The organism is Mycobacteriales bacterium (assembly GCA_035533475.1).
Classification (GTDB): domain Bacteria; phylum Actinomycetota; class Actinomycetes; order DATLTS01; family DATLTS01; genus DATLTS01.
The window spans coordinates 18,420-32,488 of sequence record DATLTS010000033.1 but is presented as its reverse complement, the minus strand read 5'-3'; the positions used below and the strand labels follow the sequence as shown (position 1 = coordinate 32,488).

At 69.2% G+C, this 14,069-nt stretch carries 14 protein-coding genes; 6 read left to right on the top strand and 8 right to left on the bottom strand.

What is annotated here, in order from left to right; genetic code table 11:
- The 3 genes from VNG13_07395 to VNG13_07385 all read right to left on the bottom strand — a co-directional run.
- Positions 1–475, bottom strand: a 475-nt coding sequence (locus VNG13_07395; protein HVA60347.1) for a GNAT family N-acetyltransferase, incomplete at its 3' end; no start/stop codon positions are given.
- Positions 476–769: 294 nt separating this feature from the next.
- Positions 770–2,110: a Fic/DOC family N-terminal domain-containing protein gene (locus VNG13_07390; GenBank protein HVA60346.1), complete on the bottom strand. Its 1,341-nt coding sequence runs from the start codon at positions 2,108–2,110 to the stop codon at positions 770–772.
- Positions 2,111–2,289: 179 nt separating this feature from the next.
- Positions 2,290–3,219, bottom strand: coding sequence for an alkaline phosphatase family protein (locus tag VNG13_07385; protein HVA60345.1), 930 nt, complete (start codon positions 3,217–3,219; stop codon positions 2,290–2,292).
- Between the two features lie 37 nt (positions 3,220–3,256).
- Between VNG13_07385 and VNG13_07380 the strand changes: the two genes are divergently transcribed.
- From VNG13_07380 to VNG13_07360, 5 genes are all read left to right on the top strand, one after another.
- Positions 3,257–3,778, top strand: coding sequence for an FKBP-type peptidyl-prolyl cis-trans isomerase (locus VNG13_07380; GenBank protein HVA60344.1), 522 nt, complete (start codon positions 3,257–3,259; stop codon positions 3,776–3,778).
- A gap of 166 nt (positions 3,779–3,944) precedes the next feature.
- Positions 3,945–4,190: a type II toxin-antitoxin system prevent-host-death family antitoxin gene (locus tag VNG13_07375; protein ID HVA60343.1), complete on the top strand. Its 246-nt coding sequence runs from the start codon at positions 3,945–3,947 to the stop codon at positions 4,188–4,190.
- The gene (locus tag VNG13_07370) at positions 4,187–4,570 is read left to right on the top strand and encodes a PIN domain-containing protein (GenBank protein HVA60342.1); all 384 of its coding nucleotides are present in this window, start codon (positions 4,187–4,189) and stop codon (positions 4,568–4,570) included. Before VNG13_07375 ends, VNG13_07370 begins: the two co-directional genes overlap by 4 nt.
- 195 nt (positions 4,571–4,765) lie before the next feature.
- Positions 4,766–4,936, top strand: coding sequence for a pyridoxamine 5'-phosphate oxidase (locus VNG13_07365; GenBank protein ID HVA60341.1), 171 nt, complete (start codon positions 4,766–4,768; stop codon positions 4,934–4,936).
- 449 nt (positions 4,937–5,385) lie between these two features.
- The gene (locus VNG13_07360) at positions 5,386–7,053 is read left to right on the top strand and encodes a sialidase family protein (GenBank protein ID HVA60340.1); all 1,668 of its coding nucleotides are present in this window, start codon (positions 5,386–5,388) and stop codon (positions 7,051–7,053) included.
- A gap of 341 nt (positions 7,054–7,394) precedes the next feature.
- Here the strand turns inward: VNG13_07360 and VNG13_07355 are convergent, their stop codons facing one another.
- Complete coding sequence (locus VNG13_07355) at positions 7,395–8,516, bottom strand: saccharopine dehydrogenase NADP-binding domain-containing protein (GenBank protein ID HVA60339.1); 1,122 nt, start codon at positions 8,514–8,516, stop codon at positions 7,395–7,397.
- A 7-nt stretch (positions 8,517–8,523) separates the two neighbouring features.
- On the bottom strand, positions 8,524–9,075 hold the full coding sequence (locus tag VNG13_07350) for a VOC family protein (protein ID HVA60338.1): 552 nt from the start codon (positions 9,073–9,075) through the stop codon (positions 8,524–8,526).
- 200 nt (positions 9,076–9,275) lie between these two features.
- On the opposite strand from VNG13_07350, the gene VNG13_07345 reads away from it, so the two are divergent.
- Entirely contained in the window at positions 9,276–9,692 is a 417-nt protein-coding gene (locus VNG13_07345) for an SRPBCC domain-containing protein (protein HVA60337.1), read from the top strand.
- Here the strand turns inward: VNG13_07345 and VNG13_07340 are convergent.
- From VNG13_07340 to VNG13_07330, 3 genes are read right to left on the bottom strand one after another with little or no spacing between them, the layout of a single operon-like run.
- Entirely contained in the window at positions 9,685–10,398 is a 714-nt protein-coding gene (locus VNG13_07340) for a hypothetical protein (protein HVA60336.1), read from the bottom strand. The genes VNG13_07345 and VNG13_07340 overlap by 8 nt on opposite strands.
- A gap of 53 nt (positions 10,399–10,451) precedes the next feature.
- A complete protein-coding gene (locus VNG13_07335) occupies positions 10,452–12,278 on the bottom strand; it encodes an ABC transporter ATP-binding protein (GenBank protein ID HVA60335.1) in 1,827 nt (608 codons plus the stop codon).
- On the bottom strand, positions 12,275–14,044 hold the full coding sequence (locus VNG13_07330; GenBank protein ID HVA60334.1) for an ABC transporter ATP-binding protein: 1,770 nt from the start codon (positions 14,042–14,044) through the stop codon (positions 12,275–12,277). The genes VNG13_07335 and VNG13_07330 overlap by 4 nt, the downstream gene beginning before the upstream one ends.
- Between the last annotated feature and the right edge of the window lie 25 nt (positions 14,045–14,069).

Below are 14,069 nucleotides of genomic sequence, written 5' to 3'. Positions count from 1 at the left end.
GGTGCATGGTGTCGCGGTCGAGCGTCATCCCGATGCGTTCCATGACGCGCGCGGACGCCGTGTTATCGGGCTCGCAGACGCTGACCACCCCGTTGAACCCGAGAACCGTGAAGCCTTGTACTAGGGCCGCGTTCGCGGCTTCGGTCGCGATACCGCGACCCCAGTACGACGGGTGCAGCCGCCAGCCGATTTCCGGAACAGGCATGACCTCAGGCAGGAAAGTCGGTAGCGCAAAGCCGGTGTACCCGATGAGGTTGCCCTTGTACTCGACGGCCCAAAGTCCCCATCCCTGTCTTTGCCACTCCGCCAACTGTCGCCACTGGAACGACTCGGTCTCGTCGCGGGTGTAGCCGCGCTGTAGCGGGAACCACCACACCTGGGGGTCCGCGAACACTTGGGCTAGTTCATCGAGGTCGCCTGACCGCCACGTCCGGAGGCTTAGCCGCTCAGTGGTCAGGATCGCGTCCGGTGTCATGCCCGACATCTTGCCCCGTAGGAGAGCACCCGGAGCGGCCTTGACTGACGGTGAATAGCGCCGGTTCGACTGCGTTGACTCAACCGTCCTTAGGCGCAGCAGAACCGGCATTACCGATCGGTGCAGCGGCGGGCCGGACAGGATGACGCAGAGCGGCGCTTGTGTACGACCGCAGGGTAAGAAACTCGGTGCGATGTGCGACTTGAAGCGAGGCGGTCGATAGTCGACCGGTCCATGACCTTCATCAACGGCCCCTTGCCTCGGCTGGTCACCGAAGGTGACCGCTCGCGGGCGTCACTCCTGGATCGTGAGGTACGCGCGCTGACAGACGAACAGTCGATTCTGCGGGCGCCCGGTGATCTCCCGGAGAATGCCGACATCCACTAAACGCGCGACGGCCTGGTTCGCGGCTTCGAACGTCTTGCCAATCATGTCCCGGGCGGTCGGGACGTCGATGACCGGATACCCGATCAGGTTCTCAGCGATGTGCAGCGCTGAACCTCTGACACTGCCGGCCCGCAGCTCGGAGACCATGTCATCACGGAGACGCAGCAGCCGAGCGATCTTCTCGACGCCGTCGTGCGCCTGCTTACGCACCGCCTCGGCGAAAAAGCACACCCATGGGTCGTAGTCGCCGGTTTCGGTGACCCGCAGCAAACCGTCCTGGTAGGCGTCGCGGTTCTCGTCCAGCCACGGCGCAAGGTTCAGCACCGGCCAGCGCAGGATGCCCTCCTGGATGAGCTGCAGGATCGCGATCAGCCGACCGAGCCGTCCGTTGCCGTCCGCGAAGGGGTGCAGGGTCTCGAACTGGTAGTGCGCGAGTGCCATCTTCGCCACGATCGGGACGTGGTTGTCGGCGTTCAGCCATTTTTCCCAGTCACTCACGCCCTCGGTGAGTTGGTCGCCGGGGGGACTCGGCACGAAGCGCGCCTCGGCGATCGGACGGTTCTTCGGCCCGATCGCCACCTGGCGCTGCCGAATGTCACCGGTGTCCCAGGAGTCGTCCGGGGTGCCCTTGACGATGACCTTCTGAAGCCTCCCGGCCAGCTGACGGCTGATCGGCAGCGTGGGCAGAAGCCGCACCGCCTCGTCCGTCGCCAGGACGTAGTTCCGGATCTCCCGCTGCTCCGAGGACAACTGCCGGTCCTCAAGGAAGTCCGACTCCAGCACCTCGTCGAAGCTCGCGAAGGTGCCTTCGAGCGCGGAGGTGCTCTTCGCCTCGCGCCGTACGATCGGCCGGACCAGGATCTCCGGCCGGGGGAGCTGCGATACCGCCTGATCCAGGCGCGCCACCTCCATGGCCGCTTTCGTCGCCAGATCCAGGGTGGCCAGCGCCAGCGCGGGTGCGTCTGGGAGAGGGGTCGGAACGAAGGCCCAGTAGTCCCAGCGGGTGTCCGTCTTTGGATCAATACCGGTGATGGAGGTGAGGCGCCCGATCGGGGACCGTCCGATGGCTGCAAAGTCCAATACTCGGCCTCCGCCGTTTGCCGTCAGGCTCAGGTCGTAGGCCCGAAACCTGAACTCACAGCTTTGTAGTTCAACCCTAGCTGTAGGCGCCGTCGCACGTTCAGGTTTTCCGGAATAACCTGAACTCCAACCCGCACCCCTACGTTCAAGTAACCCGCGACCCGACACGAGAGCCGGCTCGCGGTCGAGCTCTGCCGCCTGGTCAGCGACGATTGGGACGCCGGCTTCCTCCCAGACATGCAGCAGTCCCGCCTCGGCGGGTTGCGACCCGTCAGCCCAACCCTCGTGGTCGTGGACTATGCGGCGCAGCGCGGCGACTGGCTGCTGGGTGCACCCTTCCGCGCGGTTCAGAGACCGAAGCTGGCGACCATGCTGGGCGCGCTGGCGGCGGCGCCGAGCCTGGGAAGGCCGAGCAACTGCTCCGCGGTGGCGAGCAGGCTGTAGTGGTCGAACCGCGTTGAGACGGAGACCCCGCGCGGTGTCGACGGCGAAACGACGATCGTCGGGATGTGGTTTGCCGAATTCTCACCCTCGTCCCAGGTGATGAAGATGACCGTCTGGCCGGCCGTATACGCGCGGCTCGCGAGCAACGCCCCGAGGTTGCGCGCCAGCCAGGTATCCCCGGTCGAGACCGGGCAGTCGTGGGTGTCGTTGCAGAGGTTAGGGGCGACGAAGGTGAACGACGGCAGGGTCGGCCCGAACCCGGTGTAGGGCACGTCGTCGGCATGGCACTGGGCGCGGAGCGAGGAGTAGTACACCGCTGGATTGTGTTTGACCGCGTACAGCCCGCTGCTTTGCCGGGTGCAGTTGGCCGGCATCGACTCATCTTCGCTGCGCCAGGACAGGTGCGCCGCGCTGACCTGGGCGAACAACGAGGTACCGGTGATCGGTTGCGAAGCGGGGTCGACGTCGGCGTTCACCCCGAAGGTCGATCCCCCGGTCGCGCCCAGGTAGTTGGGCAGTGACGGGTGGCCGACGCCGTGATAGTTGGTGGCCAGACCGCAGCCGCGCGCGAGCGCGTTCTCGTAGGGAGCGGCCGACGAGCCGATCACCGTGCGGTAGGTCTGATTCTCCATCCAGATCCACACCACGTGGCGGTAGTGGGCGGGTGGATCTGGACGTTGGCCGCAGATCGTGGCAGCGCGGGCCGCGGCCGAAGCCTCGACGGCGGGTGCGGGGCCTGGCGGGGCTCCGCTGCTGCACCCGGCGGCGAGCAGCGCTACGAGCAGCAGGCTCACCGTCGCCGGGCGGCCGAACCGGCCATGTTCCCTGTGCATGTCTGGCAAGCATGCCGTACGTCGGTAGGGTGGCGTGATGCGGAGTTCCCCAGTGACGATCCTGGCCAGCCTGTCCGTGATCGGACTCCTCGCCGGTTGCGGTGCATCGACTCATCCCGCCGCGACGCAGTCCTCCGGCGGGATCGGTGGTTCGGTGAGTACCGCACTCGGGACGGAGCCGAAGATCGTGGTGCCGACCGGGGCGCCCCCCTCGCGGCTGGAGACGAGCGACATCGTCGTCGGTCACGGCACCCTCGTGACCAGTACCAGCGAAACGGTCACCATCCAGTACGAAGGCGTGAACTTCGCCGGGGGCAAGGTTTTCGATGCCTCGTGGACGGACACGCCCGGGCAGCCGACGACATTCGCGTTGACCCAGGTGGTGCCCGGCTTCGGGCAGGGCATCGTCGGGATGCGGATCGGCGGCCGAAGGGAGATCGTGATCCCTCCGGCCCTGGGCTACGGAGCCGCGGGAAGCCCGCCCGCGGTCGGCCCCAACGAGACCTTGATCTTCGTCGTCGACCTGGTCGCGGTGAGCTCCGGTACCGGCCCGGGCTGACCTCGGGCGATTACACCCGTCCCGGTCGAAGAACGGTGACGGCGCGATCAACTCCCCGGCCTCGACCGGGCGGGACACCCGGTTGCCGGGGGGCGAGCTGGCAAGGGTGCGAGTCACCTCGTCTCCACTTACCACGGCGTGTCTACATGTGCTACGCTCTTGGGCTATGACCGTGTCCGTATCTGTCCGAGAGTTGCGCAATAGGGTCAGTGAAGTCCTGCGCCGCGTCGAGCAAGGTGAGCGAATGACCGTGACGGTTGACCGTCGGCCGGTGGCGGAACTCATCCCCCTGCGACGCCGTCGATCTGTCCCCCTGGCAGCCGCGCTCGCGGTGGTCCAGCGCAGCGCAGCCGATCGTGGGCTGCTGCGCGATGTGCGCGAATCACTGCCCGACACCACGGACGATCTGTGAAAGCGCTGCTCGATACGTCCTTCTTCGTGGCCACGGAGAAGGGTCGGCCCTTGGGCGAACTCGCCGGCGTCGACGAGACCGAGGTTTCGGTGATCACCGTGGCCGAGCTGACTCTCGGCGTCCTGCAAGCGGGTAAGAAGGAACGCGCGACACGGCTGGCCACGTTGTCCGCCGTCGAGTCCACGTGGGATCCACTCCCGGTGGACGTCGAGGTCGCTCGCGTGTTCGCACGTCTCGTCGCCGATCTGCGCGGCCGACGGCGCCGGGTACCCGTGTTGGACGCTCTCATCGCTGCCACGGCCGTGGCCGGCGGACTGCCCGTCGTCACCCAGGATCGCGATTACCAGGCGATGCCCGACGTGACGGTGATCCAGGTCTGAACGGCGGATGAGGATCCGCGGCGAGGGGGTGTTCCGCCCGGCTGCCAACTGGCACTGGGCAAGCGCGACTGCCGACATTCGCCCACGAGTCCACGAAACGATCGCCTGCTGGCGAAGGACCCGAGACCACCAGCGTCAGTCACGAGCACTCCACGGCAGACCAGGATTTCAGGTCCGGGTCGGCGCCTCGCGAAGGTGTTCGCCGGCGGCGGGTGGGCGCCTTCGGTGGCCGACGGCGGCTTCACTCACGAGGACAGCGCCCCAAGTGCCGGCCCGCCGCCCTGGTACGTCTACGAGTTCACCCCCGAAAAGGCATACGCGGTGATGAGCAAGGAACCGGGCGGCGCCACTCGTTGGACCTTTTGATCCTCATCTCCCACGTCCGCTCGACCCGAGCTACGCCGCCGACGGCAGAACCCCTCCGTCCGGCCCATCTCCGGTTGCACATACGGCGGGCGTTCAGGCTCGCCCTTCATGCGCTGGGCACGGTTGCCTCCGCATAGCTGGTTCCGGCTGCACGCATCTCGGCGAACACGTCACGGAGCGTGAACACCCCCGAACCGGTTCGCGCTTCGAGCGCGCACAGAGCGGCAAGGACCTCGCCCCGGCAGCCTCCGCGCGCGCGGTTTCGGCCCCCGAGGGGGACCCAGCCGCTGCCTCGCTGGGAACTCGGTCGCAGGCGGGGTATCGCCCCCACAGGATGACACCCCGGCCGAACGGGTCCCGGCGTAGGAGTCCGCGTACCGGGGCTGATTCTCGGCAGGAGTCGCGACGATGGCGTCGAACCACGCGGTACGGATCCGAGAGGAGGCGCCATGCGTAGGGCCCGCGTGCTGATGGCCGGTGCTCTGCTCGTCGTCGGGGTCGGTACGGCGTTCGTGCCGGCAGCGGCGGGACCGGCGACGGACTACACCGGACCCTACGGACCCTTCGGGTTCACCACCCAGGGACTGGGCGCGACCCCGAACTACGGCGAACCGTCGCTCGCGCTCGCGCCGGACGGCCGGCACGTCGCCATCTCGACGCCCGGCGGAGGCGGCGTGAGCTACTGGCTCTCGGCCAACGACGGCAACTCCTTCACCACCAACACGACCACCTCACCCAACGGAGGTGGCGACTCCGCGCTCGATTTCCTCCCCGACGGCACCCTGTTGTCGGCCGATCTCGAAGTCACCGACTCGAACGTCAAGATCTCGCACGACTACGGCAAGACCTTCGACGCCGGACGCTCGGCTGGAACCGAGCAGGACCGGCAGTGGCTTGGTCACTCCCCCGACGGCAAGACCACCTACCTCGTCTACCACGACTTCGTGGCTGAGGCGGAGTTCATCGCCGTCAGCAAGGACGCCGGCAAGACCTGGACGACGTCTCCGGCCGACCAGATCTTGGTCAATAGCCCCGATCAGGTGACCGCGCCCGGAGCGGCGATCGGTCCTACCGCTGGTAGCTCCGCGTCGCTTGTTGACCAGGGCGTCAACACCTTCAGCGGCCCCATCCTCGTCGACCCCGACGGCAAGGACCTCTACGTCGTCTACTCCATCTCCGACCTCCAGAGCAACGCCAACCCCACCGTCGGGGTGCCGCCGTTCGGGCCGGTACACGGTCTGGTCGTCGCCCACTCGGCCGATGCGGGCAAGACCTGGACCAACAAGTACGCCGTGGTGGCCAAGCCGGATCCCACCGACCCGAGCAAGGAGGAACAGACCGGCACCCTGTTCCCGTGGGGGTTCCTCGACCCGGCCGGCAACGTCTACGTCGTGTTCAACGACAACAGGGGCAACGTCGGCACGGACAAGTTCCACACCTACTACGCCTACTCGACGGACAAGGGCGCGCACTGGAGCGCACCGATCAAGCTCGACGACCTGCCTATCAGCGGGCCCGGGTCGACGGTCTACAACACCGGCGCCGCGGTATCCCCGGGGGTCATCGACCTCGCGTGGTACGAGTCGCCGAACGGCGTGCCGAGCAGCGACAAGAGTGTCTACACCCCGCACTTCGCGCAGGTCCGCGCCGCCGACACGGCCCACCCCACCATCACCAGCCAGGCGCTCTCGGCGCTGCCCAACCACCGGGGCGGCATCTGTCTGCAGGGCATCCTGTGCGGCGTCGGCCCCGGCAGCAGCGACCGTAGCCTGCTCGACTTCTTCGAGCTGGCGGTCAACCCGCGCACGCACCTGGCGGGAATCGCGTACGCCGACAACGCGCGGCTGCCCGCCAAGAACGGCTCCGTGACCGGCGAGGTGGTCTATGCCAGCCAGACCAAGACCTTCACGCCGCTCCCCATCACCGGAACCACCGGCACGACCACGCCGACGATGACGGCCAAGGGGGCCCCCGGCACCGCGCCGGCCGCGAGCCGCGGAGCGCTAGCGATGACGGGGCTGTCGACCGCCGTGCCGCTGACCGCGTTCGTCCTGCTGATAGCCGGCGGCTACGGCCTCCGGCGGCGGCGTGGCATCGGCCGGACGCCGGACGCATAGCGGGCGGTGAGGGTTGGGGCCGATGGCAACTGCTCGGCCGTTGGCGGACATGCCAGGGGTGTGAGGCATGAGCGCTTCCCGCCCTTCCGCCGCCCCCTGGCCCGGCGCTCGACCACCATTGCTCGACCGCGATTGCCGTTCAGCTGCGTGAGGTCGGCTACTCCGCGGTTGCCGCGGTCGAGGAGTCGTCGCACGAGTTCGACGATGAGTCACCTGCCGCGACACCGACACACAATCGGGCGCTCCGTCTCAGTGAAGCCTTGATGGAATTTGCACTGCCAACTCCGATGCCGATGCCATGACAGCCGCGTGCACTGGCTGTGAACCGCGGTCAGCGGCGGTCAGAGCGGGTGGTAGCCGAGCCGGGCGGCACCAGACTCCAGCGCGTCGAGCCCGAACGCGTCGACCGGGCCGCACGCCCCGGCCCGCAGCATGCGCCCTGCGGCCAGCTGCTCGGCCCCCCAGGCCAACAGGTCGGCGCTGGCTGCGTACGCATCGGCTGGTCCGCGCAGGTCGACCCGGGACAGCTCCCGGCCCGCACCGTCCCGGCAGACCGCGACCGTTCGGCACTCGGCGTGTTCGAAGGCGCCGGGCGCGGGTCCTTGACCGGTGACCGCAAGGGCCCGCTCGAACAACCGGGCGCGTAGCGCGGCGACCCCGGGGAGCCGCTCGGCGAGCTGCTGACCGGCGGACGCCGCCTGGGCGAGCCGGCTCGCCTGCCCGAACCAGCCCAGGTACACCTCGACCTCGGTCAGGGCCGGGAAGAGCCGGGGAAGGGCGAACTGCTCCGTGCCGCCGACGGAGACAGCTTGCATCCCTCGCCCGTCCACGACGAAACGGCGCACCGTGCGGGCCATCCGCTCCGGGACGAGCCGGCCCCCGCGGAAGGCGTACGACGTGCTGTTGGCGTCGCTGGCCATCGTTGCCTTGGTGCCGCTGCTAGCCATCTTCGGCGGCAGGCCGGTGTATGCCTTGCCGGGCAGGTAGTCGAAATAGCCGATCTCGAGTCGCCGGGCGGTGTCACCGGCGTCGCGGAGCGCGAGCGCTCCGGCGAGGTTGCCCGGGACCCAGTCGTGACCGAACGCGGGAAGCATCGTGACGCCGGCTCGCTCCGCCACCGTCCCGTACTCGTCGAAGACGCGCCGGATGAAGCCGGTCTCGCCGGTCAGATCTAGGTAGTGTGCTCCAGCGGCGGCCGCGGCGCGCAGCGCCGGCTCCCCGTACCGGAGGTATGGCCCGACCGTCGTCACCAGCACGTCGCCGGCCTGGACGAGCGCGCGCACGGTGTCCGGCCGCCCGGCGTCGGCGACCGCTATCTCCAGGCCGCCGAGCTCGGCGGCGGCAGCTTGGAGACCGGCCTCGTTCCGGCCGGCGAGCACCGGTCGCAGCCCGCGTTCCGCGCAGGCGCGGGCGGCCAGGTTTCCGGTGTAGCCGGTGGCTCCGAAGACGACGACCCGACCCATCGGGGGCCTACCGAGGGTTCCGGCTGACCGGCGCGGGCTCGGGCGCGTCCAGGGTCCGCCCGGCGAAGAACATCAGATCGTCCCGCAAGAGCTCGATCTGGATGCCGTCGGGATCGCGCAGGTACATCGACTCTTCGATGCCGCGGTCCGGGCCGTGGTACTCGATCCCGGCCTGGTCGAGGATCTCGCGGAGCCGCGCGAACCGGTCCGGAGGAACCGAGATGGCGATGTGCTGGACGCCACCGATCGCTTCCGCCGCTGGCGCCAGGCCAAGGCCCGGGAAGTCGAAGAAGCCGAGGAGCGTCCGGTTCCCGAGGTCGAAGAATAAGTGCGAGGAGCCGGGGTAGTCCCGGTTCTCGACGAGTTCGACGAGCGGGAAGCCGAGCAGGCCCTGGTAGAACCCGATGGTGCTTTCGGGGTCCCGGCAGATCAGCGCGGCATGGTGGATCCCCCGCCCGTTCGTGGCGGGCCGCTCCGACACCGGCCGAAGGTGGCGCTCGCGCAGGGCGTCACGGCGAGCCGAAAGCTCGGCGCGCTGTGCTTCGTCGGGCGTGGCCATCGGCGACTCCTCGTGTGGCGGTTCCCGAGTGTTCCAGCCCGGGGGCGCCTCCGGGCCGCGGGGGCCCGGCTGCGGTGGATTCGCCCGATTTGCGGGTCCACCGGACGGCTCGGGTTGGGCGGATCCGCTTGACCGTGGCCGAACCGCGGGGCACGGTCGATCGGTCGGCGAAGGCCCACCGAGCCCCGGGGGGAGTCCGCGTGCTGTCCACCCACACCTTCCGCTTCCTGACCGGCGCCCCGGCTGAGCAGGTGTGGGGTGCGCTTACCTGCCCGGAGCTGACCCGCCGCTATCTGCACGGCCTGTCCGCGCGGTCGACCTGGCAGCCGGGGGCCGCGCTCGAGCTCTCCGGTCCCGCGCCGATCGGATTGGCTGGAGAGGTGCTGCTGGCGCAACCCCCCCGGGCGCTGTGCTACTCGATCGACCACGGCGGCTACCTCGGCTCGACCTATATCAGCTGGTTGCTCCGCCCGGCCGCGGACGGCTGCGTCGTCCGGCTCGACGTCGACGAGCCGGACTCGGGTGCGGCCGCTTCCGTCGAGGAGCTCGAGGACGTGTGGCTGCCGGTTCTGGGCGGCCTGCAATCGGTGCTCGCCGGCGAGCGCCGGGTCATTTGAGGACGTTGACCGCGCGGGCGATGACGAGCGCGACGGCGGCCACCGAGATGGCCGACTGCAGGAGCATGAGCATCTTCGCCCACCGGGACAGCGGCATGGTGTCGGTGGGGCTGAACGCCGTGGCGTTGGTGAAGCTCACGTAGAAGTAGTCGACGAAGTTGGGCCGCCAGTCGGGATCGGCGATCTCGGGGTTGGCCATTTGTGGGAAGAGGAAGTCCGGATGCCGGTGCCGGGCGGTGGCACGCGCTACCGGGCCGCCCCGATCGAATTCCCAGTACCAAAGCGCGAAGGCCACGATGTTCGTCAGGTAGATCGCCGCCCCGGTACCGAGCAGCGAAGTAGCGTTGTCGCTGCCGTGGTGACCGGTCAGGATGTTGTGGATCAGCAGGCTCGCGGACACGGCGTTGGCCAGGGTCATCAGCGCGGTGAACACCAGGCTTGTCAGCCGCAGCACCGGGTGGTCCCGGTTGACCCGGGTCGGGTTGGCGACAGTGAGCCCGAGGAACAGCGCGGACTCCAGCGCCGGGATCAACCATCGCGGTCGAATACCGAGCTGGTTCGGTAGCACCGCCTGGAGAACGATCGCGGCGACGACGGCCACCATGACCGGCAGCCGGGAGTCCCCGCGCGGCGCCGGGCGCCGCCAGGCCGGATCCGGATGATCGTGGCCTGGGAGCTGGCGGGGAAGCTTCGACTCGGCGTCCATTGCCTGATTGTCCGGGCCTGTGCGACCCGATCGCCACCCACCCGCCTCGGGCCTTAGATCAAGCTGTCCCGCCAGGCCCGATGCAGGGCGGCATACTCGCCGTCCTGAACGGCCAGCAGGGCTTCCGGCCGGCCGTCCTCGACCACGCTGCCCCGCTCGAGGACGAGGACCCGGTCGGCGATGTCAACTGTCGAGAGCCGGTGGGCGATGATCACTGCGGTCCGCCCGGCGAGGAGCGTCCGCAACGCGTGCTGGACCGCCCGCTCGGTGGGGGCGTCGAGGGACGAGCTCGCCTCGTCGAGGATCAGCACCGCGGGGTCGGCGAGGAAGGCCCGGGCCAGCGCAATCAGCTGTCTTTGCCCGGCGGACAGGTTGGAGCCGTTCTTCCCGACGTCGCTGTCTAATCCCAGCGGCAGGGCGCTGAGGAAGTCGTGGGCGCCGATCGCCCGGGCTGCTGCCTCGATCTCGGCGCGCGTGGCGTCCGCCCGGCCGAACCCGATGTTGTCCGCCGCCGACCCGGAGAACAGGAAGCTCTCCTGGGTGACCATTGCCACCCCCCGGCGCAGGTCGGCTTCGCACAGGGCGGTCAGCGGCACGCCGTCCACCCGGACCTCGCCCCGAGTCGGGTCGTAGAGCCGGGCGAGCAGTCGGGCGACCGTGCTCTTACCGGCCCCGGTCCGGCCGAGCAGCGCTACCGTCTGCCCGGCCGGAACGTCGAGGTCGAACCCGCTCAGGACCTCCGGGCCGGCGCGGTAGGCGAAGTGCACGTCGCGGAACTCCACCCGACCGAGCCAGCCGTCGGCCGGGGCGGCGGTGGATCGCCTGGGCATCGCGACGCTGGGTTCCTCGTCGAGTACGCCGGCCAGCTTTTCCAGCCCGGCGGCCGCTCCCTGGAATGAATCGTAGAACTGGCTGACGTCGGCCATCGGCTCGAAGAAACGGCGCAGATAAAGCAGGAACGAGGCCAGCACACCGACCTTCGTCGAGCCGCCGATCACCCGGAAGCCGCCGTAGAGCAGGATCGCCGCGGTGGTGACATTGCCGATCAACCGGATGCCCGGCCAGTAGAAGGTGAGCAGCCGGAACGAGCGGCTCATCGCCGTCCGGTATCCGTCGTTGAGCCGCTCGAAGATCTCGTCGTTGCGGGGCTCGCGCCGGAAGGCGTGCACGGCGCGGATCCCGCGCAGCGATTCGGTGAAGTGCACGATGACGAGGGCGATCGCCTCCCGGGTGCGGCGGTAGGCGACGGTCGACCGTCGCTGGTACCACCGGCTGAGCGCGAGCAGCGGGAGGAAGGCACCCAATGCCACCAGCCCGAGCGGCAGGTCGAGAACCAGCAGGATGATGCCGACGCTGACGATGGACAGGGCCGCGGTGACCAGGGTGTCGAGCCCGGCGTCGAGCAGATCGTTGATGGAATCCAGGTCCGAGGTGAGCCGGGAGATCATCCGCCCCGAGGTGTAGCGCTCGTGGAAGGCGAGGCTGAGGCGCTGGAAATGCGCAAAGACGCGTTGGCGCAGATCGAAGAGCAGGTCCTGCCCGATCCGACCGGCACCCACCAGAAACGTTCGGTAGAGCACGGCCTGAAGGCCCGCGCTCGCGACGATCAGGGCAACGATGACGACGAGGGTCGTGTCGTCGCCGTGCCGGACGTCCGGGATGCCCCGGTCGATGGCCAGCCCGACGAGGTACGGGCCGGCCATCGCAGCCAGATTGCCGACGAGAATTGTGACGCCCATCAGCCCCACTGCGCGCCGGTGCGGGCGCAGCAGTGAGCCGAGCAGGCGACGGGTGCGCCGCCGCAGCAGCACCGAAACCCGGCCCGGCAGATCGTCGACGCCTTCGGCGGCGACCCCCCGCCATTGCTCGATCGTCGTCATGATGCGGTCCGCCACGCGTCGGGGTCGACCGAGAGGATCGCCGCATAGGCGGGGATTTGCATGAGCTCGCTGTGACTGCCGGTCGCGGTGATGACGCCGTCCTGGAGCAGCGCGACCCGATCCGCGAGCGCGACGGTCGACGGCCGGTGGACGACGAGGAGTCCCGTCGTGTCCCGAAGTACCCGGCCCAGCGCCGCCTCGACCAGCGACTCGGTGTGCACGTCGAGCGCGGAGAGCGGGTCGTCGAGGACGAGCACCGTTGGTCGGCTGATGACCGCCCGGGCCAGTGCGAGACGTTGCCGCTGGCCGCCGGAGAGCGACAGGCCCTGCTCGCCGATCCGGGTCTCCAGACCCCAGGGCAGGTCGAAGGCGAAGTCGGCCTGGGCCAGCTCCAGCCCGGCTTCGATTTCCGCGTCGGTCGCGTCCGGCCGACCGAGCACGAGGTTTTCCCGGACGCTCATCGAGAACAGGATCGGCTCCTCGAACGCGGTCGCGACCGCCCGGCGCAGCGTCGACAGACCCAGGTCGCGGACGTCGTGTCCGTCGAGGGTGATCCGCCCGGCGGTGACGTCGTAGAGCCGGATCGGCAAAGCCGTCAGGGTGCTCTTACCGGACCCGGTCACCCCGACGACCGCGACCGTTTCTCCGGGCTCCAGCTCCAGGTTCACCGCGCGCAGAACCGGCTCGTCCGAGCCCGGATAGTGGAACGCGACCCCTTCGAAGGCGAGCTGTCCCCGCGGGTGCAGCAGGGCGATCGGGTGCGGCGGATCGCTGACCGCGCCCGTGGTGTCGAGCACCTCGTAGATCCGGTCGGCCGCGGTGGCCGCCTCCTGGCCCATCGCGAGGATCCAGCCGAGGTCGATGACCGGCCATTGCAGCAGCACGAACAGCGCGGTGAATGCGACCAGCGCGCCGAGGGACATTTGGTTGTGGGCCACCGCCAGGCCCCCGAGCAGGACGACCATCGCCATCGTCAGGTTGGGCACGAGCTGGAGCAGCGCCCAGAACCGACCTCGGAGCCGCACGCTGTCCAAGGACGATCCGCGAAGCTGTCCGGTGGACACGGCGAAGCGATCCTGGAGCAGCGGACCCCGGCCGAAGGCCTTGACCACCCGGACGCCGGAGGCGGCCTCCTCGACCAGGGTGGCGACGTCGCCCTGCTGGTCCTGGACCCGCCTGGACACGCTGGAGTAGCCGATCCCGAAGCTCCGCCCCAGCCAGATCACCGGCAGGCTGGTGACCGCGACGAGCAGCCCCAACGGGAGGTAGAGCCCGACCAGCAGGGCGATCACGACGAGGTACTGAACGGTGTTGACGATGAGGAAGATCACCCCGAAGCCCAGGAAGCGGCGGATCGTTCCGAGGTCCGTGGTCGCCCGGGACAGCAGCTGGCCGGTCTGCCAGCGGTCGTGGAAGGCCACCGGAAGCCGCTGGAGGTGGGCGTAGAGGCCGTCCCGGATCTCCTGTTCGACGCGCAGGACGGCCGTGGTCATCACCAGCCTGCGCAGAAAGATCAGTCCGGCTTCGGCGAGTCCAAGGCCGAGGGCCGCGCCGAACAGCGGAAACAGCTCCGCGCGGTGGCCGTGCCGGATCGGCCCGTTGACGACCGCTTCGATGACGAGCGGAATGACGATGCCGGCGCCCACGCCGAGCAGGGCGCAGGCGAGCATGGTCGCCATCTGCGCCGCGTACGGGCGGACGAAGCCGCGCAGCCGCCACAGTGATCTGAACCGGGCCGGCGGCCCCCACCGCGACGTCCGGTCCATGCACCGACGGTACCGGGGGCGCCGG

Coding starts and splice junctions, on each gene's coding strand:
- VNG13_07385 (HVA60345.1), bottom strand. CDS start 3,219: ATGCACAGGGAACATGGCCGGTTCGGCCGCCCGGCGACGGTGAGCCTG.
- VNG13_07380 (HVA60344.1), top strand. CDS start 3,257: ATGCGGAGTTCCCCAGTGACGATCCTGGCCAGCCTGTCCGTGATCGGA.
- VNG13_07375 (HVA60343.1), top strand. CDS start 3,945: ATGACCGTGTCCGTATCTGTCCGAGAGTTGCGCAATAGGGTCAGTGAA.
- VNG13_07360 (HVA60340.1), top strand. CDS start 5,386: ATGCGTAGGGCCCGCGTGCTGATGGCCGGTGCTCTGCTCGTCGTCGGG.
- VNG13_07355 (HVA60339.1), bottom strand. CDS start 8,516: ATGGGTCGGGTCGTCGTCTTCGGAGCCACCGGCTACACCGGAAACCTG.
- VNG13_07350 (HVA60338.1), bottom strand. CDS start 9,075: ATGGCCACGCCCGACGAAGCACAGCGCGCCGAGCTTTCGGCTCGCCGT.
- VNG13_07340 (HVA60336.1), bottom strand. CDS start 10,398: ATGGACGCCGAGTCGAAGCTTCCCCGCCAGCTCCCAGGCCACGATCAT.
- VNG13_07335 (HVA60335.1), bottom strand. CDS start 12,278: ATGACGACGATCGAGCAATGGCGGGGGGTCGCCGCCGAAGGCGTCGAC.
- VNG13_07330 (HVA60334.1), bottom strand. CDS start 14,044: ATGGACCGGACGTCGCGGTGGGGGCCGCCGGCCCGGTTCAGATCACTG.